Source organism: Streptomyces sp. NPDC001617 (genome assembly GCF_053596855.1).
The window spans coordinates 15,711-30,298 of the sequence record NZ_JBSFHA010000117.1; the positions used below are offsets into that span (position 1 = coordinate 15,711).

At 68.7% G+C, this 14,588-nt stretch carries 19 protein-coding genes; 8 read left to right on the top strand and 11 right to left on the bottom strand.

Annotated features, from left to right (window positions below; genetic code table 11):
• Positions 1-327 precede the first annotated feature (327 nt).
• Both ACWC09_RS47645 and ACWC09_RS47650 read right to left on the bottom strand, forming a co-directional pair.
• Positions 328-1,119, bottom strand: coding sequence for an HAD family hydrolase (locus ACWC09_RS47645; protein ID WP_450858001.1), 792 nt, complete (start codon positions 1,117-1,119; stop codon positions 328-330).
• Positions 1,068-1,946, bottom strand: a complete 879-nt coding sequence (locus ACWC09_RS47650) for a GntR family transcriptional regulator (RefSeq protein WP_450858003.1) — start codon at positions 1,944-1,946, stop codon at positions 1,068-1,070. The genes ACWC09_RS47645 and ACWC09_RS47650 overlap by 52 nt, the downstream gene beginning before the upstream one ends.
• Before the next feature lie 159 nt (positions 1,947-2,105).
• Here ACWC09_RS47650 and ACWC09_RS47655 point away from each other — a divergent pair, with 159 nt between their 5' ends.
• Positions 2,106-2,294, top strand: a complete 189-nt coding sequence (locus tag ACWC09_RS47655) for a hypothetical protein (RefSeq protein WP_450858005.1) — start codon at positions 2,106-2,108, stop codon at positions 2,292-2,294.
• Positions 2,295-2,330: 36 nt separating this feature from the next.
• On the opposite strand, the gene ACWC09_RS47660 is transcribed toward ACWC09_RS47655, so the two are convergent.
• The gene (locus tag ACWC09_RS47660; protein ID WP_450858007.1) at positions 2,331-3,245 is read right to left on the bottom strand and encodes a winged helix-turn-helix domain-containing protein; all 915 of its coding nucleotides are present in this window, start codon (positions 3,243-3,245) and stop codon (positions 2,331-2,333) included.
• Between the two features lie 173 nt (positions 3,246-3,418).
• Here ACWC09_RS47660 and ACWC09_RS47665 point away from each other — a divergent pair, with 173 nt between their 5' ends.
• Positions 3,419-3,604, top strand: a complete 186-nt coding sequence (locus ACWC09_RS47665; protein WP_450858009.1) for a hypothetical protein — start codon at positions 3,419-3,421, stop codon at positions 3,602-3,604.
• A 194-nt stretch (positions 3,605-3,798) separates the two neighbouring features.
• Here the strand turns inward: ACWC09_RS47665 and ACWC09_RS47670 are convergent, their stop codons facing one another.
• Both ACWC09_RS47670 and ACWC09_RS47675 read right to left on the bottom strand, forming a co-directional pair.
• The gene (locus ACWC09_RS47670; RefSeq protein ID WP_450858011.1) at positions 3,799-5,058 is read right to left on the bottom strand and encodes a GNAT family N-acetyltransferase; all 1,260 of its coding nucleotides are present in this window, start codon (positions 5,056-5,058) and stop codon (positions 3,799-3,801) included.
• Positions 5,059-5,190: 132 nt separating this feature from the next.
• On the bottom strand, positions 5,191-5,799 hold the full coding sequence (locus ACWC09_RS47675) for an RsiG family protein (RefSeq protein WP_450858013.1): 609 nt from the start codon (positions 5,797-5,799) through the stop codon (positions 5,191-5,193).
• Between the two features lie 168 nt (positions 5,800-5,967).
• On the opposite strand from ACWC09_RS47675, the gene dtd reads away from it, so the two are divergent.
• Positions 5,968-6,393: a D-aminoacyl-tRNA deacylase gene (gene dtd, locus ACWC09_RS47680; RefSeq protein ID WP_450858014.1), complete on the top strand. Its 426-nt coding sequence runs from the start codon at positions 5,968-5,970 to the stop codon at positions 6,391-6,393.
• Positions 6,394-6,423: 30 nt separating this feature from the next.
• Here dtd and ygfZ read toward each other — a convergent pair whose 3' ends face one another.
• From ygfZ to ACWC09_RS47710, 6 genes are all read right to left on the bottom strand, one after another.
• On the bottom strand, positions 6,424-7,389 hold the full coding sequence (gene ygfZ, locus ACWC09_RS47685) for a CAF17-like 4Fe-4S cluster assembly/insertion protein YgfZ (protein WP_450858016.1): 966 nt from the start codon (positions 7,387-7,389) through the stop codon (positions 6,424-6,426).
• Positions 7,390-7,399: 10 nt separating this feature from the next.
• Positions 7,400-7,843, bottom strand: coding sequence for a Fur family transcriptional regulator (locus ACWC09_RS47690; protein WP_450858018.1), 444 nt, complete (start codon positions 7,841-7,843; stop codon positions 7,400-7,402).
• A gap of 16 nt (positions 7,844-7,859) precedes the next feature.
• Entirely contained in the window at positions 7,860-8,435 is a 576-nt protein-coding gene (locus ACWC09_RS47695; RefSeq protein ID WP_450858019.1) for an FABP family protein, read from the bottom strand.
• Between the two features lie 235 nt (positions 8,436-8,670).
• Entirely contained in the window at positions 8,671-9,543 is an 873-nt protein-coding gene (locus ACWC09_RS47700) for a hypothetical protein (protein ID WP_450858020.1), read from the bottom strand.
• Complete coding sequence (locus ACWC09_RS47705) at positions 9,540-10,670, bottom strand: hypothetical protein (RefSeq protein ID WP_450858022.1); 1,131 nt, start codon at positions 10,668-10,670, stop codon at positions 9,540-9,542. Before ACWC09_RS47705 ends, ACWC09_RS47700 begins: the two co-directional genes overlap by 4 nt.
• Complete coding sequence (locus tag ACWC09_RS47710) at positions 10,667-11,401, bottom strand: hypothetical protein (protein ID WP_450858024.1); 735 nt, start codon at positions 11,399-11,401, stop codon at positions 10,667-10,669. The genes ACWC09_RS47705 and ACWC09_RS47710 overlap by 4 nt, the downstream gene beginning before the upstream one ends.
• 179 nt (positions 11,402-11,580) lie before the next feature.
• Between ACWC09_RS47710 and ACWC09_RS47715 the strand changes: the two genes are divergently transcribed.
• From ACWC09_RS47715 to ACWC09_RS47735, 5 genes are all read left to right on the top strand, one after another.
• Positions 11,581-11,943, top strand: a complete 363-nt coding sequence (locus tag ACWC09_RS47715) for a DsrE family protein (RefSeq protein ID WP_450858025.1) — start codon at positions 11,581-11,583, stop codon at positions 11,941-11,943.
• A gap of 141 nt (positions 11,944-12,084) precedes the next feature.
• On the top strand, positions 12,085-12,837 hold the full coding sequence (locus tag ACWC09_RS47720) for an LmeA family phospholipid-binding protein (protein WP_450858027.1): 753 nt from the start codon (positions 12,085-12,087) through the stop codon (positions 12,835-12,837).
• A gap of 209 nt (positions 12,838-13,046) precedes the next feature.
• Positions 13,047-13,127, top strand: a complete 81-nt coding sequence (locus tag ACWC09_RS47725; RefSeq protein WP_350751515.1) for an Ms5788A family Cys-rich leader peptide — start codon at positions 13,047-13,049, stop codon at positions 13,125-13,127.
• A 109-nt stretch (positions 13,128-13,236) separates the two neighbouring features.
• Positions 13,237-14,076, top strand: a complete 840-nt coding sequence (locus ACWC09_RS47730) for a sulfurtransferase (protein WP_450858029.1) — start codon at positions 13,237-13,239, stop codon at positions 14,074-14,076.
• Between the two features lie 67 nt (positions 14,077-14,143).
• Positions 14,144-14,434, top strand: a complete 291-nt coding sequence (locus tag ACWC09_RS47735; RefSeq protein WP_093904296.1) for a DUF1416 domain-containing protein — start codon at positions 14,144-14,146, stop codon at positions 14,432-14,434.
• Positions 14,435-14,588 lie beyond the last annotated feature (154 nt).

Sequence of the window (14,588 nt, forward strand, 5' to 3'; positions counted from 1 at the left end):
GGCAAACCAGTCACGGTCCATGTTGCAGTCCAATTGGACTGCAAGTTAAGGGATCAAGCGGTCCGGGAATAACCAATATGCGTCAACCAGTCCAATTGGCTGGTTAGTTGGCGGGGTTCCGGGGATCGGACGGGGTGGGCAGATGTTTCTCTGGCAAGCGGCAGGTGCGGTGGTTCAGTTCGCCGTGGCTCGACTGGTGGAATGGGAGTTCGGACGACTGGGACTGACGTTCCTCGCCATCGGAGCGGTGTGCGTCCGGTCAAGGGCACACCTGCGGAAGGTACCTGCGTACTGGTGGGCGATCCTCGCGCTCATCCTCCTGACGGTTCAGGCCTGAGCCTTCAGTGCCACGAGCACGGACTCCAGGGAACTCACGATGTTGGAGGAGCCGACTCCAGCCCGCACCAACGCAAGCGACTTACGTGAATTACGCGCGTAGCCAATGAAGGACACACCAGCCTCTTGGGCCGCTGTGTAGTCCGTCGGCGCGTCGCCCAGCATCACTGTCTGCGTCGGCTCAGCACCCATGGCCGTGATTGCCTGCCGCAGACAGTGCGGATCGGGCTTCATCAGGCTGAGGTCCTTGGTGCGGCCGTAGACGAAGGGGAAGCAGTCGGCGAGCCCACGCCCCTCAAGGTAGGCCGTCGCCGCCCGGGCCGAGTTGTTGGTCGTGACGGCGAAGCGGACACCGAAGGACAGCCAGGTCCGGATGAGTGGATCGGCATACGCGGTCGGCAAGGCCTTGGGTACGGCTCTCAGCTCCTGTTCAGTGAGCCACCTCTCGAGGTCGGCGATCAGATCCCCGCCGGGACGCCGTCGACTGACGGCCAGCAGAATGGCCTGCGGATCCCTGTCGGAACGTTCCTGCTGCGTCAGCAGCTTGCCGAGCCCGAGCTGGTCGATCAACGCCACCAGTTCACGAGCCACCACGTGCGCCTTGTGGCCCGCGAACAGTCGGCATATCGGACCGTCCAAGTCCCACAGAACGAAACGAACCGAGGCGAGCAGTTTCCGCAGTTGTTCTGTTGAAGCTGTCATCGACTCAGTCTGCGCCGTATCAGAAGTCACTAGGAGAGTGTCAGGTCCTTGGTGATCGTTGCCCAGAGGGCGTCGAACCACTTCTGGGATTGCTCCACGAACGCGGCGTCCCGTTGCCCGGTCCGTTGCTCGAAGGAGAAGAGGAGGGACTCGCCTCCGACGGTGTCGTACATCTCCAGCGTTTCACTGTCCCACTCCTCCTCCCGCTTGGTGATCATGTAGTACGCGATGAGCGCCTCGGAGCCGTTGAGCAGGTAGAGCTTGACGGGGGGTGTGAACGGCAGGGCGCGGAAGGTGACGCGGACGTCGATGCCGTGTGAGGAGCGCAGGGACTGGAGGTTGTGGCGGAGGACGTGGCCCTGGGCGTTGCGCATCTCCAGCCAGCGCTGGTGGACCGGGTCGCCGTCGCCTCGGCCCTCGACCGAGATGGGGAAGGCGAGGTTGATCTCGCGGGACGGGAGAAGGATGCGGACGTCGATCGACTCGGGGCGTATCTCGCCCGCGTGGATGCGACGGAGGGGCTCGCCCAGCGCCAGCATCAGGGTCTCGGCGGTGAGACAGGCCGCGTCGACGCGGACGTTCGGCACCGCGAACGCCTCCGTCAGGCGAGGTGCGAGGCCCACCATCGTCGGCTGGGGTTCGCCCACCGCCGGCGCAGGTGTCGCGATCCGTGGCGGGCTGCCCTTGCTGACGTTCGTCAGGAGGCCGGCCTCCTGGAGGACCCGTAGTGCCTGGCGGACAGCGCCCCGCTCCACTCCGAACTCGTCCGCCAGCTCCGCCTGGGTGGGCAGGCGGTCGCCGGCCTTCAGGTCGCCGTTGTTGATGCGTTCCCGCAGGATGTCGGCGATCTCCTGGGGCGAGAGCCTTCTGCTGCCGTTCACTGCCACGTTCTCCTGGGTCACGACCAAACGCTACAACTTCGATCCATCTACGGGGAGTTGTTTATGACTTGTTTATGAGTAGGTACCAAGTGGGGACAACTTAGTTAGAGTTGGTTGCCAACTTGATTCAGTTGGCGGAAGTTTTGCCTCCTTGAACCACCTCCACCGCCTGAAGGGGGAACCACCGTGCCTGCCCTCGCCCTCATCTCCGCCATCTTCGCCGTCGGCGTCGACCAGACCGTCCAGTGGCATTACGGCCCCGCCGGAATCGTCGGCCTGCTCCTGCTCACCATAGGCATCAAGGCCAAGAATCCGGCCGTCAGTTCGATCGGAGCCGTGATGCTCGCCCTGCTGGTCGCGGGGCCCGCTCTATGAGCGAGGAAGCTGCCTGGTCAGACGCTGTGGGAGACATCAGCTCGTGAGTAACAACTCCGAACTGATCGTCTCCCACAGTGCGTTGAACCACAGGTGCGACTGCTCGACGAACGTGGTGTCGCGCAGGCCGGCGCCCTGTTCGAAGGCGAACAGCATGGACTGGGTGCCCTCGGCGTCGTACATCTCCAGCTGCTCGTGGTCGATCTCCTCCTCGCGCCGCGTGAGCGTGTAGTACGCGAAGAGGGCCTCCATGCCGTTGAGCAGGTAGAGCTTCACGGGCGGGGTGAAGGGGAGGGCGCGGAAGGTGACGTGCACGTCGATACCGTGCGTGGCGCGCAGGGCCAGCAGGTTGTGCTTGAGGACCTGGCCCTGGGCGTTGCGCTGGGCCAGCCAGCGGCGCTGCAGCCGGCCGTCGACGGACGGGTCCACCGGGGTCGGGAAGGCGAGGTCGATGTCGCGGCTCGGCAGCAGGACACGGACGTCCACCTTGGCTGGATTCAGTCGCCCCGCGTGGATCTGGCGCAGCGGTTCGCCGATCGCGAGGGTGAGGGAGATCGAGGTCAGGCAGAGGGCGTCTATCTCGACGTGCGGTGCCTCGAAGGCGGCCGCGATGCGGGGCGCCAGCGCCACCATGGTGGGGAGGGGCGGGGCTCCGGGGCCGGTCAGGGCGGGCCCGAGGCCCAGATCAGGGGCTACGGTCGCCGGGGCGCCCTTCGACACGTTCGTCAGCAGGTGCTCCGACTGCAGGATGCGCAGCGCCTGGCGTACGGCACCGCGTTCGACCCCGAACTCGTCGGCCAGCCTGGCCTGCGTGGGCATGCGTTGGCCCGGGCGGAGCTCGCCCGACCTGATGCGGTCGCGCAGCTCGGCGGCCACCTCATGATGTGACTTCTGTGACCGCTGTGACCTCGTCCCTCCATTGACGGAGGCGTGTTTCGGGTCCACAACCAAACACTACAACTTCCCGCCATCTTTGGGCAGTTCCAAGGAAGGTGGTTATGAGACGCTTCCAAGCGGAGATAAGTAAAGTGAAGTTGGTAGCCAACTTCAGCAACATGGTCAAACTTTCGGAGGGTTGGCCGCAACCAGCGGTCCCCCTCCACCGTCCGAAGGAGGGACCGTCCATGCCGCTCTTCGCCCTCGTCGTCGCCGGTCTCGCCGTCGGATTCGATCAGCTGGTCCAGTGGAAGTTCGGTGCGATGGGCGTCATCGCCATCGCCGTGCTGTCCATCGGACTGAAAGCCAGGAGCACCACCATCAGCGGCCTGGGAGCGCTCATCCTCGTGATGCTGCTCGCCCAGTCGGGCTGAGAGCCGAAAGCCCACAGCCCGCCGGGTTGAACCCAGTTCGGCTGGCCGGGCTCCCTTCCGGAGGGGAGCCGGGAGCCCGGTCAGTCTGCACAGCCACAACTCAACACCGACAACTGAACAGTTCCATCAGCACAGTCACAACTGAAGAGCACAGCTACGGATGAGTCATCAACCGCCGTCCAGCGAAAGGGGATTCAGAACATGTCCGGGCACCACGGTCGCCCGGACGTACGCAGCAGGGCGTCGGCCACCCGGGCGGCGCCCGCTCGTTCTTCCCGTACCCGGCCCAGTGCCGCCAGCCGCAGCGCCGATTCGTCGCCCAGCCACAGTCGCGCCAACTCCGCGACATCCAGGGCGAGTTCGGCGCTGTCTGTCGTGGGCGTGCAGGAGGCGGCGCCTTCCGCCGACGCCTCGAGGCGGTAGCGGCCGCCCGTGAAGCCGGCCCGGTCGGTGACCTCAAGGACCAGGGAGCCCGACGCCTCGTACGTCCGCGCCTCCAGAGCCCGTACGACATCCAGGATCCGCACCCACAGCCAGTCCGCCTGGGTGGTGATCCGGGCGGCCCTCGGGTCCGGCAGGAGGAGGGGAAGCAGGTCGTCGGGGGCGCGCGGGCCGGTCTTGAGGTGCGTGACCCAGTCGATCGAGGCGAGGTAGCGCCACAGGGCGTGCTCGGCGGCCGGGGTCGTGGCGATCAGGCCCCGCACGGTCGCCGTGTCCAGCGGCTGCTTGCCGTCGCCCCAGTTGTCGTCCACGTCGTACGCGACCAGGCCCTCGAGGGTGCCGTCGGCCGAGCGGTAAGCGGCGAAGAACGGCTCGGTCCACTTCGCGTCGACACGCAGGGCGCCGGTGTTGATCTGCCACCACCAGTCGCCCCGGCTGACGGCGCCGGGGGTCGCTCGGCGGAAGCGGTCGTGCAGCTCGGGACCGATCTTGCGTACGTCCTCGGCGTCCACCAGGTCGATCCGGGCACCGTCCTCCGGACCCGACCAGCGGGGGTCGAGGCCGGTGCGGAGGGTGTCGACGGTCCACTCGGCGACGGAGGTGGCGGGGCCGAAGCCGAAGCGGCCGTAGATCGGGTACTCGGCGGCGATGAGCGTGGCCACGACGTCCCCGCGCTCCTTCGCCGCGGCGAGGTCCTGGCCCATCATGCGGGTGAGCAGGCCGCGGCGGCGGTGGGTGGCGGTGACGGTGACACCGGAGACGGCGTCGGCCTGCACCAAGGCGCCGCCGACCGGGGTGACCTCCTGCGCGAACGACCGGAACGTCGCGACACATCGGCCCCCGTCGAAGGCCCCCAGGTAGCGGTTGCGCTCGAACTGGGCACGGCGGGCCTCGAGTTCGGCCTCGTCGATGGTGGGCCCCTGCAGGAATCCGGCCTTCACCGCACGGAGCCACCCGGGAAACTCGGCCTCGGTGATCGGGCGGACGTCGATGTCGGAGCGCGCGCGAGTCATGAGTTCACGGTATGGGTACCGCGATGCGGTGTCGCGCGCTTTTCCCCGCGCCCGCCGCCCCTGCCCGCCCCGCGCCCGCAGCCCCTGCCCGTCCCGTCCCGTCCCGTCCCCAGGGGCTGCGGCAGGCTTGTCTCAGATCAGCAGGTCGTCCACCTGCGCCTCGCCCTCCCGGTACCGGCGGGCGATCTCCGCGCTGCACTCGTCCGTCGTCCGCTGCAGCCGCTGACGGCGGCGCGAGACCTGCTGCTCGTAGCGGACCAGTCGGCCCATCGCGGTGTTCAGCTCCAGGTCCGTCCGCGCGTCCAGGTCGGAGAGCTCGACCTCGGCCAGCATGTCGGCGGCCAGCTGCCGGTACTCCTCGCTGTGCGGTGTGCCCAGCGTGACATGGCGGGCCGAGGAACGGTGGCGGGCCGGGGCGTCGGTCAGGATCTCCGAGAGCCGCTCGACCACGGAGGCCGCGCCCGCGGGCGACCGCCGTGCCAGCTCCGCACGCAGGATGTCGATACGGCCCTGCAGCAGCCGTCGTACGTAGCTCAGGTCCGCCTCGTCGCGCTGCGCGTCCCGACGCAGGGTGCGCAGCTCGGACAGGCGGAGCGCGGTCAGGTCGGGCTCGGGCGGATCGGCGGGCAGCTGCGTGCCGCCCATGCCGACAGGACTGTCCGTGCGTTGTGCGGGCGGCCGTGACGACGACCGCTCTCCTCTGCACGGGGCGGGCTGCCGCCCGGTACTCGGTGTGCTCATGTGCCTCTACCGTCCCCTCGACCGGTGTGTGGAAGCATCGTGCCACCCCAAGTGGCCGCTATGTGACCGAGTCCCCCCGAACGGCCCCAGATAGGGGCTTAAGGATCAAAAAGAAACCCTGGCCAAGCCGCTGACGAGACGCTTCCGGCCGCACGGCATCATGGGCGCATGCGTGCAGTGGTGCAGAGGGTCGACGGCGCGAGCGTCGTCGTGGACGGTGAGACGGTCGGGGAGATCACCGGTGAAGGACTGTGCGTCCTGGTCGGGGTCACCCACGAGGACACCAAGGAGAAGGCGGCCGGGCTCGCCCGCAAACTCTGGTCGATGCGCATGCTGAACGACGAGAAGTCGTGCAGCGACATCGACGCCCCGCTGCTCGTCATCAGTCAGTTCACGCTCTACGGCGACGCGCGCAAGGGCCGCAGGCCCACCTGGAACGCCGCCGCCCCCGGCGATGTGGCCGAGCCCCTCGTCGACGAGGTCGTCGCCCAGCTGCGCGCACTGGGCGCGACCGTCGAGACGGGCCGGTTCGGCGCGAAGATGCGGGTGTCGCTGACGAACGACGGTCCGTTCACCGTGCTCGTGGAGATCTAGGCGCAGCAGAGAGCCGGGCGCAGCAGAGAGCTACGGCTCTACGACGACCTCCTGCGCCGCCGCCGTATCCCCCGCCACCAGCCGGGCGTCCGCCGCCACGTTCCGCTTCACCAGCGCCAGTGCCACCGGGCCCAGCTCGTGGTGGCGTACGGACGTCGTGATGAAGCCGATCTTGCGGCCGTCGGGGTCCTCGTCGGCGAGGCGGATCTCCGTGCCGGGAGTGGGGAGATGGACCTCGCTGCCGTCCAGGTGCAGGAAGACCAGGCGCCTGGGCGGCTTGCCGAGGTTCTGGACGCGGGCGACCGTCTCCTGGCCGCGGTAGCAGCCCTTCTGCAGGTGCACCGCCGTCCCGATCCAGCCCAGCTCGTGCGGGATGGTGCGGTGGTCGGTCTCGAAGCCCAGGCGGGGGCGGTGATGCTCGACGCGGAGGGCTTCGTAGGCCAGGATCCCGGCCGGCGGGCCCGCCTTCTCGGCGTACGCCTCCAGGTCGGCCCGGGGCAGGAACAGGTCGCGGCCGTACGGCGTCTCGCGCACGACGACGCCCTCGGGGACCTCGGCGATCGAACCGGCCGGCAGGTAGACGATCCCGAACTCGGCCGTCCTGTCGGCGACTTCGACCCGGTAGAAGAACTTCATCGACTCCAGGTACGCGATCAGCGCCTCCTGGGTGCCGGGCTCGACGTGCGCCCAGACCGTGGAGCCGTCGTCGACCAGGTAGAGCGCGTGCTCGATGTGGCCGTGGGCGGAGAGGATCAGGGCCTCGGTGGACTGGCCGACCGGGAGGTCGCTGACGTGCTGGGTGAGCAGGAGGTGCAGCCAGCTCAGGCGGTCCTCGCCGGAGACGGTGATCACGCCGCGGTGCGAGAGGTCGACGAAGCCGGTGCCGTCGGCGAGGGCGCGCTGTTCGCGGAACAGGTCGCCGTAGTGGGCGGCTACGCCTTCGTCCACACCCTCGGCGGGGACGGCGCCGGGCAGGGACAGCAGAGGGCTCTTCATGGGCACAAGCCTACGACTCGGTAGTTGAACTCTTTAGCTTGCCGGAGCAGTCCTTGCACCGGCCGAAGATCGCGAAGTGCTTCATGTCCGTCTCGAAGCCGAACTCCCGCCGCAGCTTCGCGGTGAACTCGGCGGCCACCGAGACGTCCGCCTCGATCACGTTCTCGCAGTCCCGGCAGACCAGGTGGATGTGGTGGTGGCGGTCGGCCAGGTGGTACGTCGGAGCGCCGTGCCCGAGGTGGGCGTGGCTGACCAGCTGGAGCTCCTCCAGGAGCTCCAGCGTCCGGTAGACCGTGGAAATGTTGACCCCCGACGCCGTCTTCTTCACTTCCGTGAGGATCTCGTCGGGGGTCGCGTGCTCAAGGGTGTCCACGGCTTCGAGGACAAGCTGACGCTGCGGCGTCAGTCGGTAACCGCGCTGCCTGAGGTCGCTCTTCCAGTCGGTGCTCACCACACCGACGAGTCTAGGCCTACTTGAAAAACGCGATGCCGTCGTCCGGCATGTCGTCCGGCAGGGCCTTCGCCCACCGCTCGACGTCCTCCGGAGTGACGACCTTCTTCAGATGGGCCGACATGTAGGGGCGCAGCTCGACGTCCGGGGTCTGCTTCTCGCCGACCCACATCAGGTCGCTGTTGACATAGCCGTAGAGACGCTTGCCGCCGGTGTACGGGCCGGAGGCGGCCGTGCGCGCCACCGCGTCCGTGACCAGGTCGATCTGCGGCTTCTTGGCCGCCAGGTCTCCGTACCAGACCTCGACGACACCGTCGTTGCGGACCATGGTGACCTCGACCTTGCGGTCGGCGTCGATGCGCCAGAAGCCGTGCTCGGACTCGAGCGGGCGGACCTTGTTCCCGTCGTTGTCCAGGACCCAGGTGTGGGACTGGTACTCCAGGAAGTCCCGGCCGTCGTGGGAGAAGGTGACCTCCTGCCCGAAGTTGCACTTCTCGGCACCGGGGAAGTCGTGCACGCCCGCGCCGGCCCAGTTGCCGAGCAGGAAGACGAGCGGGACGAGGTCCTTGTGGAGGTCGGACGGGATCTCGATCATGAGGGGATATTCCTAGACGTGGGTCAGCGCTGGCCCTGGTACAGCTTCTTCACGGTCAGGTAGGCGAAGGCGAGGACGCCGACGCAGACCAGGACCAGCAGGGTTTCGAAGAAGATCTCCACGACGTGCTCCTTGTTGAGCGGAGGTGCTGTACGTACACAGGGCCGGGCCCAGCTTACGCGGCCGGGACCCGGGCCTCCTTGTGAGGTACGCCCATAGGGCGCCTGTGCGGAAGTCAGCCCAGCAGCTGGCTCTGCAGGGCCACGGTCTGCCGGAACGGTACCGGCTTCGCCGAGCCCTTCCTGGACTGCACGATCACCGCGAGGACGTCACCGGCGGACAGATACGCCTGCCGGTCCTGCTCGGCGCCGTACGGCGTCGTCTCGACGTAGGCGGAGTAGTCGACGTTGTAGTCGTGGGCGTCGGTCGGGAAGTCCTTGTCGAAGACGGAGGTGAGGGTGCCGCGCAGCTGGTCGGTGGGGCCGTCGGCCGGGGCCTCGCCGTTGAACAGGTCGTCGACGACCGCCGCCGTGCCGAACTGCAGCAGGTAGACGCGGGTGCGCGTGCCGTCCCCGGTGGTCCAGCCACGCGCCGCGATGTGCCGTAGACCGTCGTCGACGAGCCGCTGCCGGAGGTCGTCCCGGGTCTCCTTCTTCGCGTACTCGGCCAGGAAGTCCTTCGTGGCCAGCCACCCGTCCGTACCGCGCAGCTTCTCGTCCTCCACCGCCCCCTTGGGCGCGGGCAGGAGGAGGGCACGCAGATCGGCGTAGTGGGTGCCGGCCGTGTTGCCCTCGTCGAAGGGTTGCGGGCTGCCGGACGGCAGCGGCGGCTTGACGATCGTCGGGTAGTCCCAGCGCCCGTCCGACTGGGTGGCCAGGCCCGGCAGGTCGGTCCGCTCCATGCCCGTGATCCCGTACGCCGTCCCCGCCCCGACCGCCGCGAACACGGTGACGGCGGCGGTCCAGCGCAGCACGGCGCGCAGGACTCTGCGGTCCTTCTTGGGTGCGGGTGCCGGGGGCTCCGCCTGGAGCGGCGGTGCGTCGGGCATGGGCGGCACGGCGAGGTGCTCCTGCCCGGCCTGTTCCGTCTGTTCCGTCTGCTCGCTCATACGGCCTCCCCCGGCTCGGCGACGCGGTCGAGCTGGTCCTTCAGGAGCGCCGCGACGCCCTTGCTGTCGAACGGCTTGACCCCGTCCGCGCTGACGGTGATCAGGATGTCTCCGCGGTAGGCGGAGCAGTACATCGCGTCGAGGTTCTTGTCGGTGTTCTTGGGCGGCAGGAAGCACCCGGCTTCCTTGTGGCCCTTGATCTCCGGGCCCTTGCGGAAGATGTCCAGGCCGGCGAGGAAGGCGTTCTGGGACGTCGAGATCTTCCGGACGTCGGACCGGCTCTCCATCTGGGAGAGCACGATGTTCACGGCGACGGCCGAGTCCGTGAAGAAGGAGCCGCCGGCCTCCTTGGCATAGCTGCGCATCGCCATGCCCTTGATGTGCTGCTTGTCGATCAGCTTCTCCAGCTGCCTGCGCTCGCTGCGCGGCAGACCCCGCAGCGACTCCTTGCGCAGGGCCGTGGCCTGGGCGCCGCTGAGCTCCGTGTCGGCGGCGAACTGTCCGAAGTCCGGGCCGCGCTTCCAGCCGTTGCCGTACGCCACCAGCATCCCGGGCAGCCCCTTCACGGACGCCTTCTTCGCGTCGGCGGACTTCGTCTCCGGGAACTTCCAGATGGCGGCGCCGGCGTCGCGGTCGGCGCCGTTCACGGTGACGACGGTGTAGCCGACGCCGGCCACGACGGCCACGGCCAGCAGGGCGGAGGCGGCGACGGCCGCGATACGACCGCGGTTGCGGGGCTTCTTGACGGGCGGCTCGGGGACGATGGCCGGGTCCACGGCTACGGGCGCGACGGTGAGCTCGGCCACGGGCGCAGGCGCAGCCGCGGGCGCATGCGCGGGCGGGGCGGTGAGCTCGGCCTCGGGCGCAGGCGCGGGCGCGGGCGCAGGCCCGGGCGCGGCGGTGAGCTCGGCCTCGGGCGCGGGCGCGGGCGCGGCGGTGAGCTCGGCCACGGGCGCAGGCGCGGGCGCGGGACCGGGACCGGGCGCGGGCGCGACCTCGGGCGCAGGCCCGGGCGCGGGGCCCGGTTCAGGGGCAGGCACGGGCGCCGCCTCGGGCACGGGCGCCACCTCGGCAGAGTGGGCCGGCGGTGCCGCCCCGTCGGCAGGCTGGATCTCGTTCTCGCTCACAGCCGCTCCATCTGCCGCTTGGCCAGGTCCATGATCGTCGCCTTGGTGACGGGCTTGGTGTCGTAGACGTAGATCTCCATGGTGATGTCGCCGCGGTAGGCGAACGCCTCCGCGCTGTACAGCGGCAGATAACCGGCCTTGGTGTCGGGCCGGGTGTGGACGTACGCCGTGCCGCTGCCGGTGCCGGGGATGGACCAGCTGTCGGTGCCGGCCGTCTTCTCGGCCCAGTACTGCCCGTTGTCGCTGGAGTCGGAGGCCTCCAGGGACTCCGCCTGGCGGTACTGGACCAGATGGATCTCCACCGTCCGGTTGCCGCCGGTCTCCCAGCCGGTGACGGCCACGCGGCGGAGCTCGTCGTGGATGAGGCTGTTGAACATGGTGGCCGGCCTCGTGTAGCTCTTGGCGTATTCGGCCAGGTCCATCCAGCCGCCGTCGGCCAGCCAGTCCGCCTTCTTCGTCCCGCTCGGCTTCTCGATCAGCAGCTTGCGCAGGTCGCCGTCGACCTTCACCTGGCGGTCCTGAGCGGCGGACAGCGGCTCGGGCCCCTGGCCCTTCGCCTGGGCCAGCGTCGGCTGGGACAGCGAGGGCAACCGGGTCGGCTCGCGGTCGGCCTGGATCAGATAGCCGGTGCAGGTACCGGCGACGACGCCGAGGACCGCGGCACCGGCGATCAGCAAGGCGGTACGGCCACGGCGCCGGGGCCGGGGCGCGGCGGGTTCGTCCGCCGTCACAGGCACCTCCGGCGCGACGGACGTAACCGGCGCAACCTCCGCAACCGGCGCGCCAGCCACCTCTTCGGGTACTTCCAAGACGTCCCCCCATGAAACGTGGGCGCGCATTCCGTATGCGCGCCCACAGGAGACTCATGGCCAACGGTCGGAGTTGTAGGGACGTTGATTACGATTCGGCCATGGCGAAGAAGCTCGTGATCAAGGTGACGGCGGGGAGTGATGCTCCCGAGCGGTGCTCGCAGGCGTTCACGGTGGCGGCGGTGGCCGTGGCCAGCGGCGTCGACGTCTCCCTGTGGCTGACCGGCGAGTCGGCGTGGTTCGCGCTGCCGGGGAGGGCCGCCGAGTTCGAGTTGCCGCACGCGGCCCCGCTGCCGGATCTGCTCGACTCGCTGCTCGCGGGCGGCAAGGTCACCCTCTGCACCCAGTGCGCGGCCCGCCGGGACATCACGGAGAAGGACGTCATCGAGGGCGTACGGATCGCCGGGGCGCAGGTCTTCGTCCAGGAGGCACTCGAGGACGGGACGCAGGCGCTCGTGTACTGACTCCCGCCACAGGGAGTCCTGTCACAGGTGATCGACAATCCGGCGGTGGGTGTACGCCGCAGGGTTACTCTCGCGCCAGACGGCCACCCGGTCGTCAGGGACCGGCCTCGTCGAACGACCGCCAAGGTGGGGGAACACCGTATGCGCGCCCTGCGAATACTTCTGATCGTCGTCGTGATCCTGGGCGGCCTCTTCGTGATCGCGGACCGGGTCGCGGTCCACTTCGCCGAGAACGAGGCGGCGGACAAGGTGCGCACCACCGAGGGCCTGGCCTCGACCCCGGACGTGAACATCAAGGGCTTCCCGTTCCTCACCCAGGTGGCCTCCGGCAAGCTGGACGACGTCGAGCTGAGCATCAAGGACTACGAGGCCGACGCGGCCACCGGCACCGCGGGCAGCAGCACGAGCGGCGCGAAGAGCATCCGTATCGACGACCTCAAGGCCGACATGAAGGGCGTCTCCTTCTCCGGCGACTACAGCTCCGCGACCGCCACCACCGCGACCGGCACCGCCACCATCGCCTACGACGAGCTGCTCAAGGCGGCCAAGTCCGAGCCGACGGACCTCTTCCCGGGCGTCAAGGCGCAGGTCGTGGGCCTCTCCGACGGCGGCAACGGCAAGATCAAGGTCGACATCAAGGTCACCGTCGCCGGCGCCTCGCAGACGTACCCCGTGCTCTCCACGGTGACGGTGGACGGCGACACGGTGAAGGTGCACGCCGACAACCTGCCCAAGCTGGTCGTCGACCTCGCCGACTCCCGCATCCGCTCGATCACCGACTTCCAGCAGACCATCGACCGGCTGCCGGGCGGTGTGAAGCTGGACAGTGTGCAGGCCGCGAAGAACGGTGTGGAGATCACGGTGAAGGGTTCGAACGTCAAGCTGGCGGGGTAGTACGGCGTTCGGTGGACACCAGGTGTCCGAGGGATGAGACATCCGCGTCCGCACCGTAGATGTACTACCGATGTGACGACCGATACATCCGCCCGGAAGCCGCGCGGCGACGGCCCAGGGGGAGATCGCATCCCATATTCCGGACGATCGCATCTCACCATACGACACGCCGGTGACACGCCCCGCTGTGCGTCCCTACGATCGACGACATGAAGCGACAGGCGGACCTCACGAAGCGGCGGGCAGTAGACCTGTGCCGCGTCGCCGCCATGCTCTGTCGCCCCTTCTGAGCGGACGGCACCGACCTCCGCATCCCCCTGCCTTGGCACTCTCAGGCATCCGTGCGCCCCGCGCACACTTCCGCACGCCCCGCCGCAACTGCCCCGGAGGAGAAAGAGCATGAGCCGCAGCGACGTCCTGGTCGACGCCGACTGGGTCGAGGCCAACCTCGACAACCCGAACATCGCGATCGTGGAGGTGGACGAGGACACGTCCGCCTACGAGAAGAACCACATCAAGAACGCGATCCGCATCGACTGGACCAAGGACCTCCAGGACCCGGTCCGCCGCGACTTCATCGACCAGGAGGGCTTCGAGAAGCTCCTGTCGGCGAAGGGCATCGCCAACGACACGCTGGTGATCCTCTACGGCGGCAACAACAACTGGTTCGCGTCGTACGCCTACTGGTACTTCAAGCTGTACGGCCACGAGAACGTCAAGCTGCTCGACGGCGGCCGCAAGAAGTGGGAGCTGGACGCCCGCGAGCTGGTCGAGGAGGTCCCCGAGCGCGCCGAGACCTCCTACACGGCCAAGCCGCAGGACAAGTCGATCCGCGCCTTCCGCGACGACGTCGTGGCGGCGATCGGCTCGCAGAACCTGGTGGACGTCCGCTCGCCCGACGAGTTCTCGGGCAAGCTGCTCGCCCCCGCGCACCTGCCGCAGGAGCAGTCGCAGCGTCCGGGTCACGTCCCGTCCGCCCGCAACATCCCGTGGTCGAAGAACGCCAACGACGACGGCACGTTCAAGTCGGACGACGAGCTCAAGGAGCTCTACGCCGAGGAGAGCGTCGACCTGGCCAAGGACACGATCGCCTACTGCCGTATCGGTGAGCGCTCGGCCCTGACCTGGTTCGTCCTGCACGAGCTGCTGGGCGTGGAGAACGTCAAGAACTACGACGGCTCCTGGACCGAGTACGGCAGCCTCGTCGGCGTCCCGATCGAGCTCGGCGCCAACAAGTAAGTCACCCCACCCGCAAGAATCCGACCGACCGGCCTTCCTTCCGGTCAGACCCCTGATGGAGAAAGACATGTGTGGAGCGAAGGCCGGCGGCCCGGACGCCTCGACGATCAAGCCCGGTGAGACCACGATCCAGGGTCAGGTGACCAAGGACGGCGAGCCGGTGACGGGCTACGTCCGTCTGCTGGACTCGACCGGCGAGTTCACCGCCGAGGTCCCGACCTCGGCGACGGGCCAGTTCCGCTTCTACGCGGCCGAGGGCACCTGGACCGTCCGCGCCCTGGTCCCCGGCGGCACGGCCGACCGCACGGTCGTCGTCGCCGAGAAGGGCGCACTCGCCGAGGTCGCGATCGCGGTCTGACCGTCTGAACCCACCCGAAGGGCCGCCCCACCCAGGGCGCGGCCCTTCGGCATGCCCGGCCCCACCGCTTTCACCTCTGCCGGCCGCGCCCAACCGGCATGTCCGGCCCCACCCGGAAGACATGCCGGCACGCCGACGTCACGTGACCTCTGCT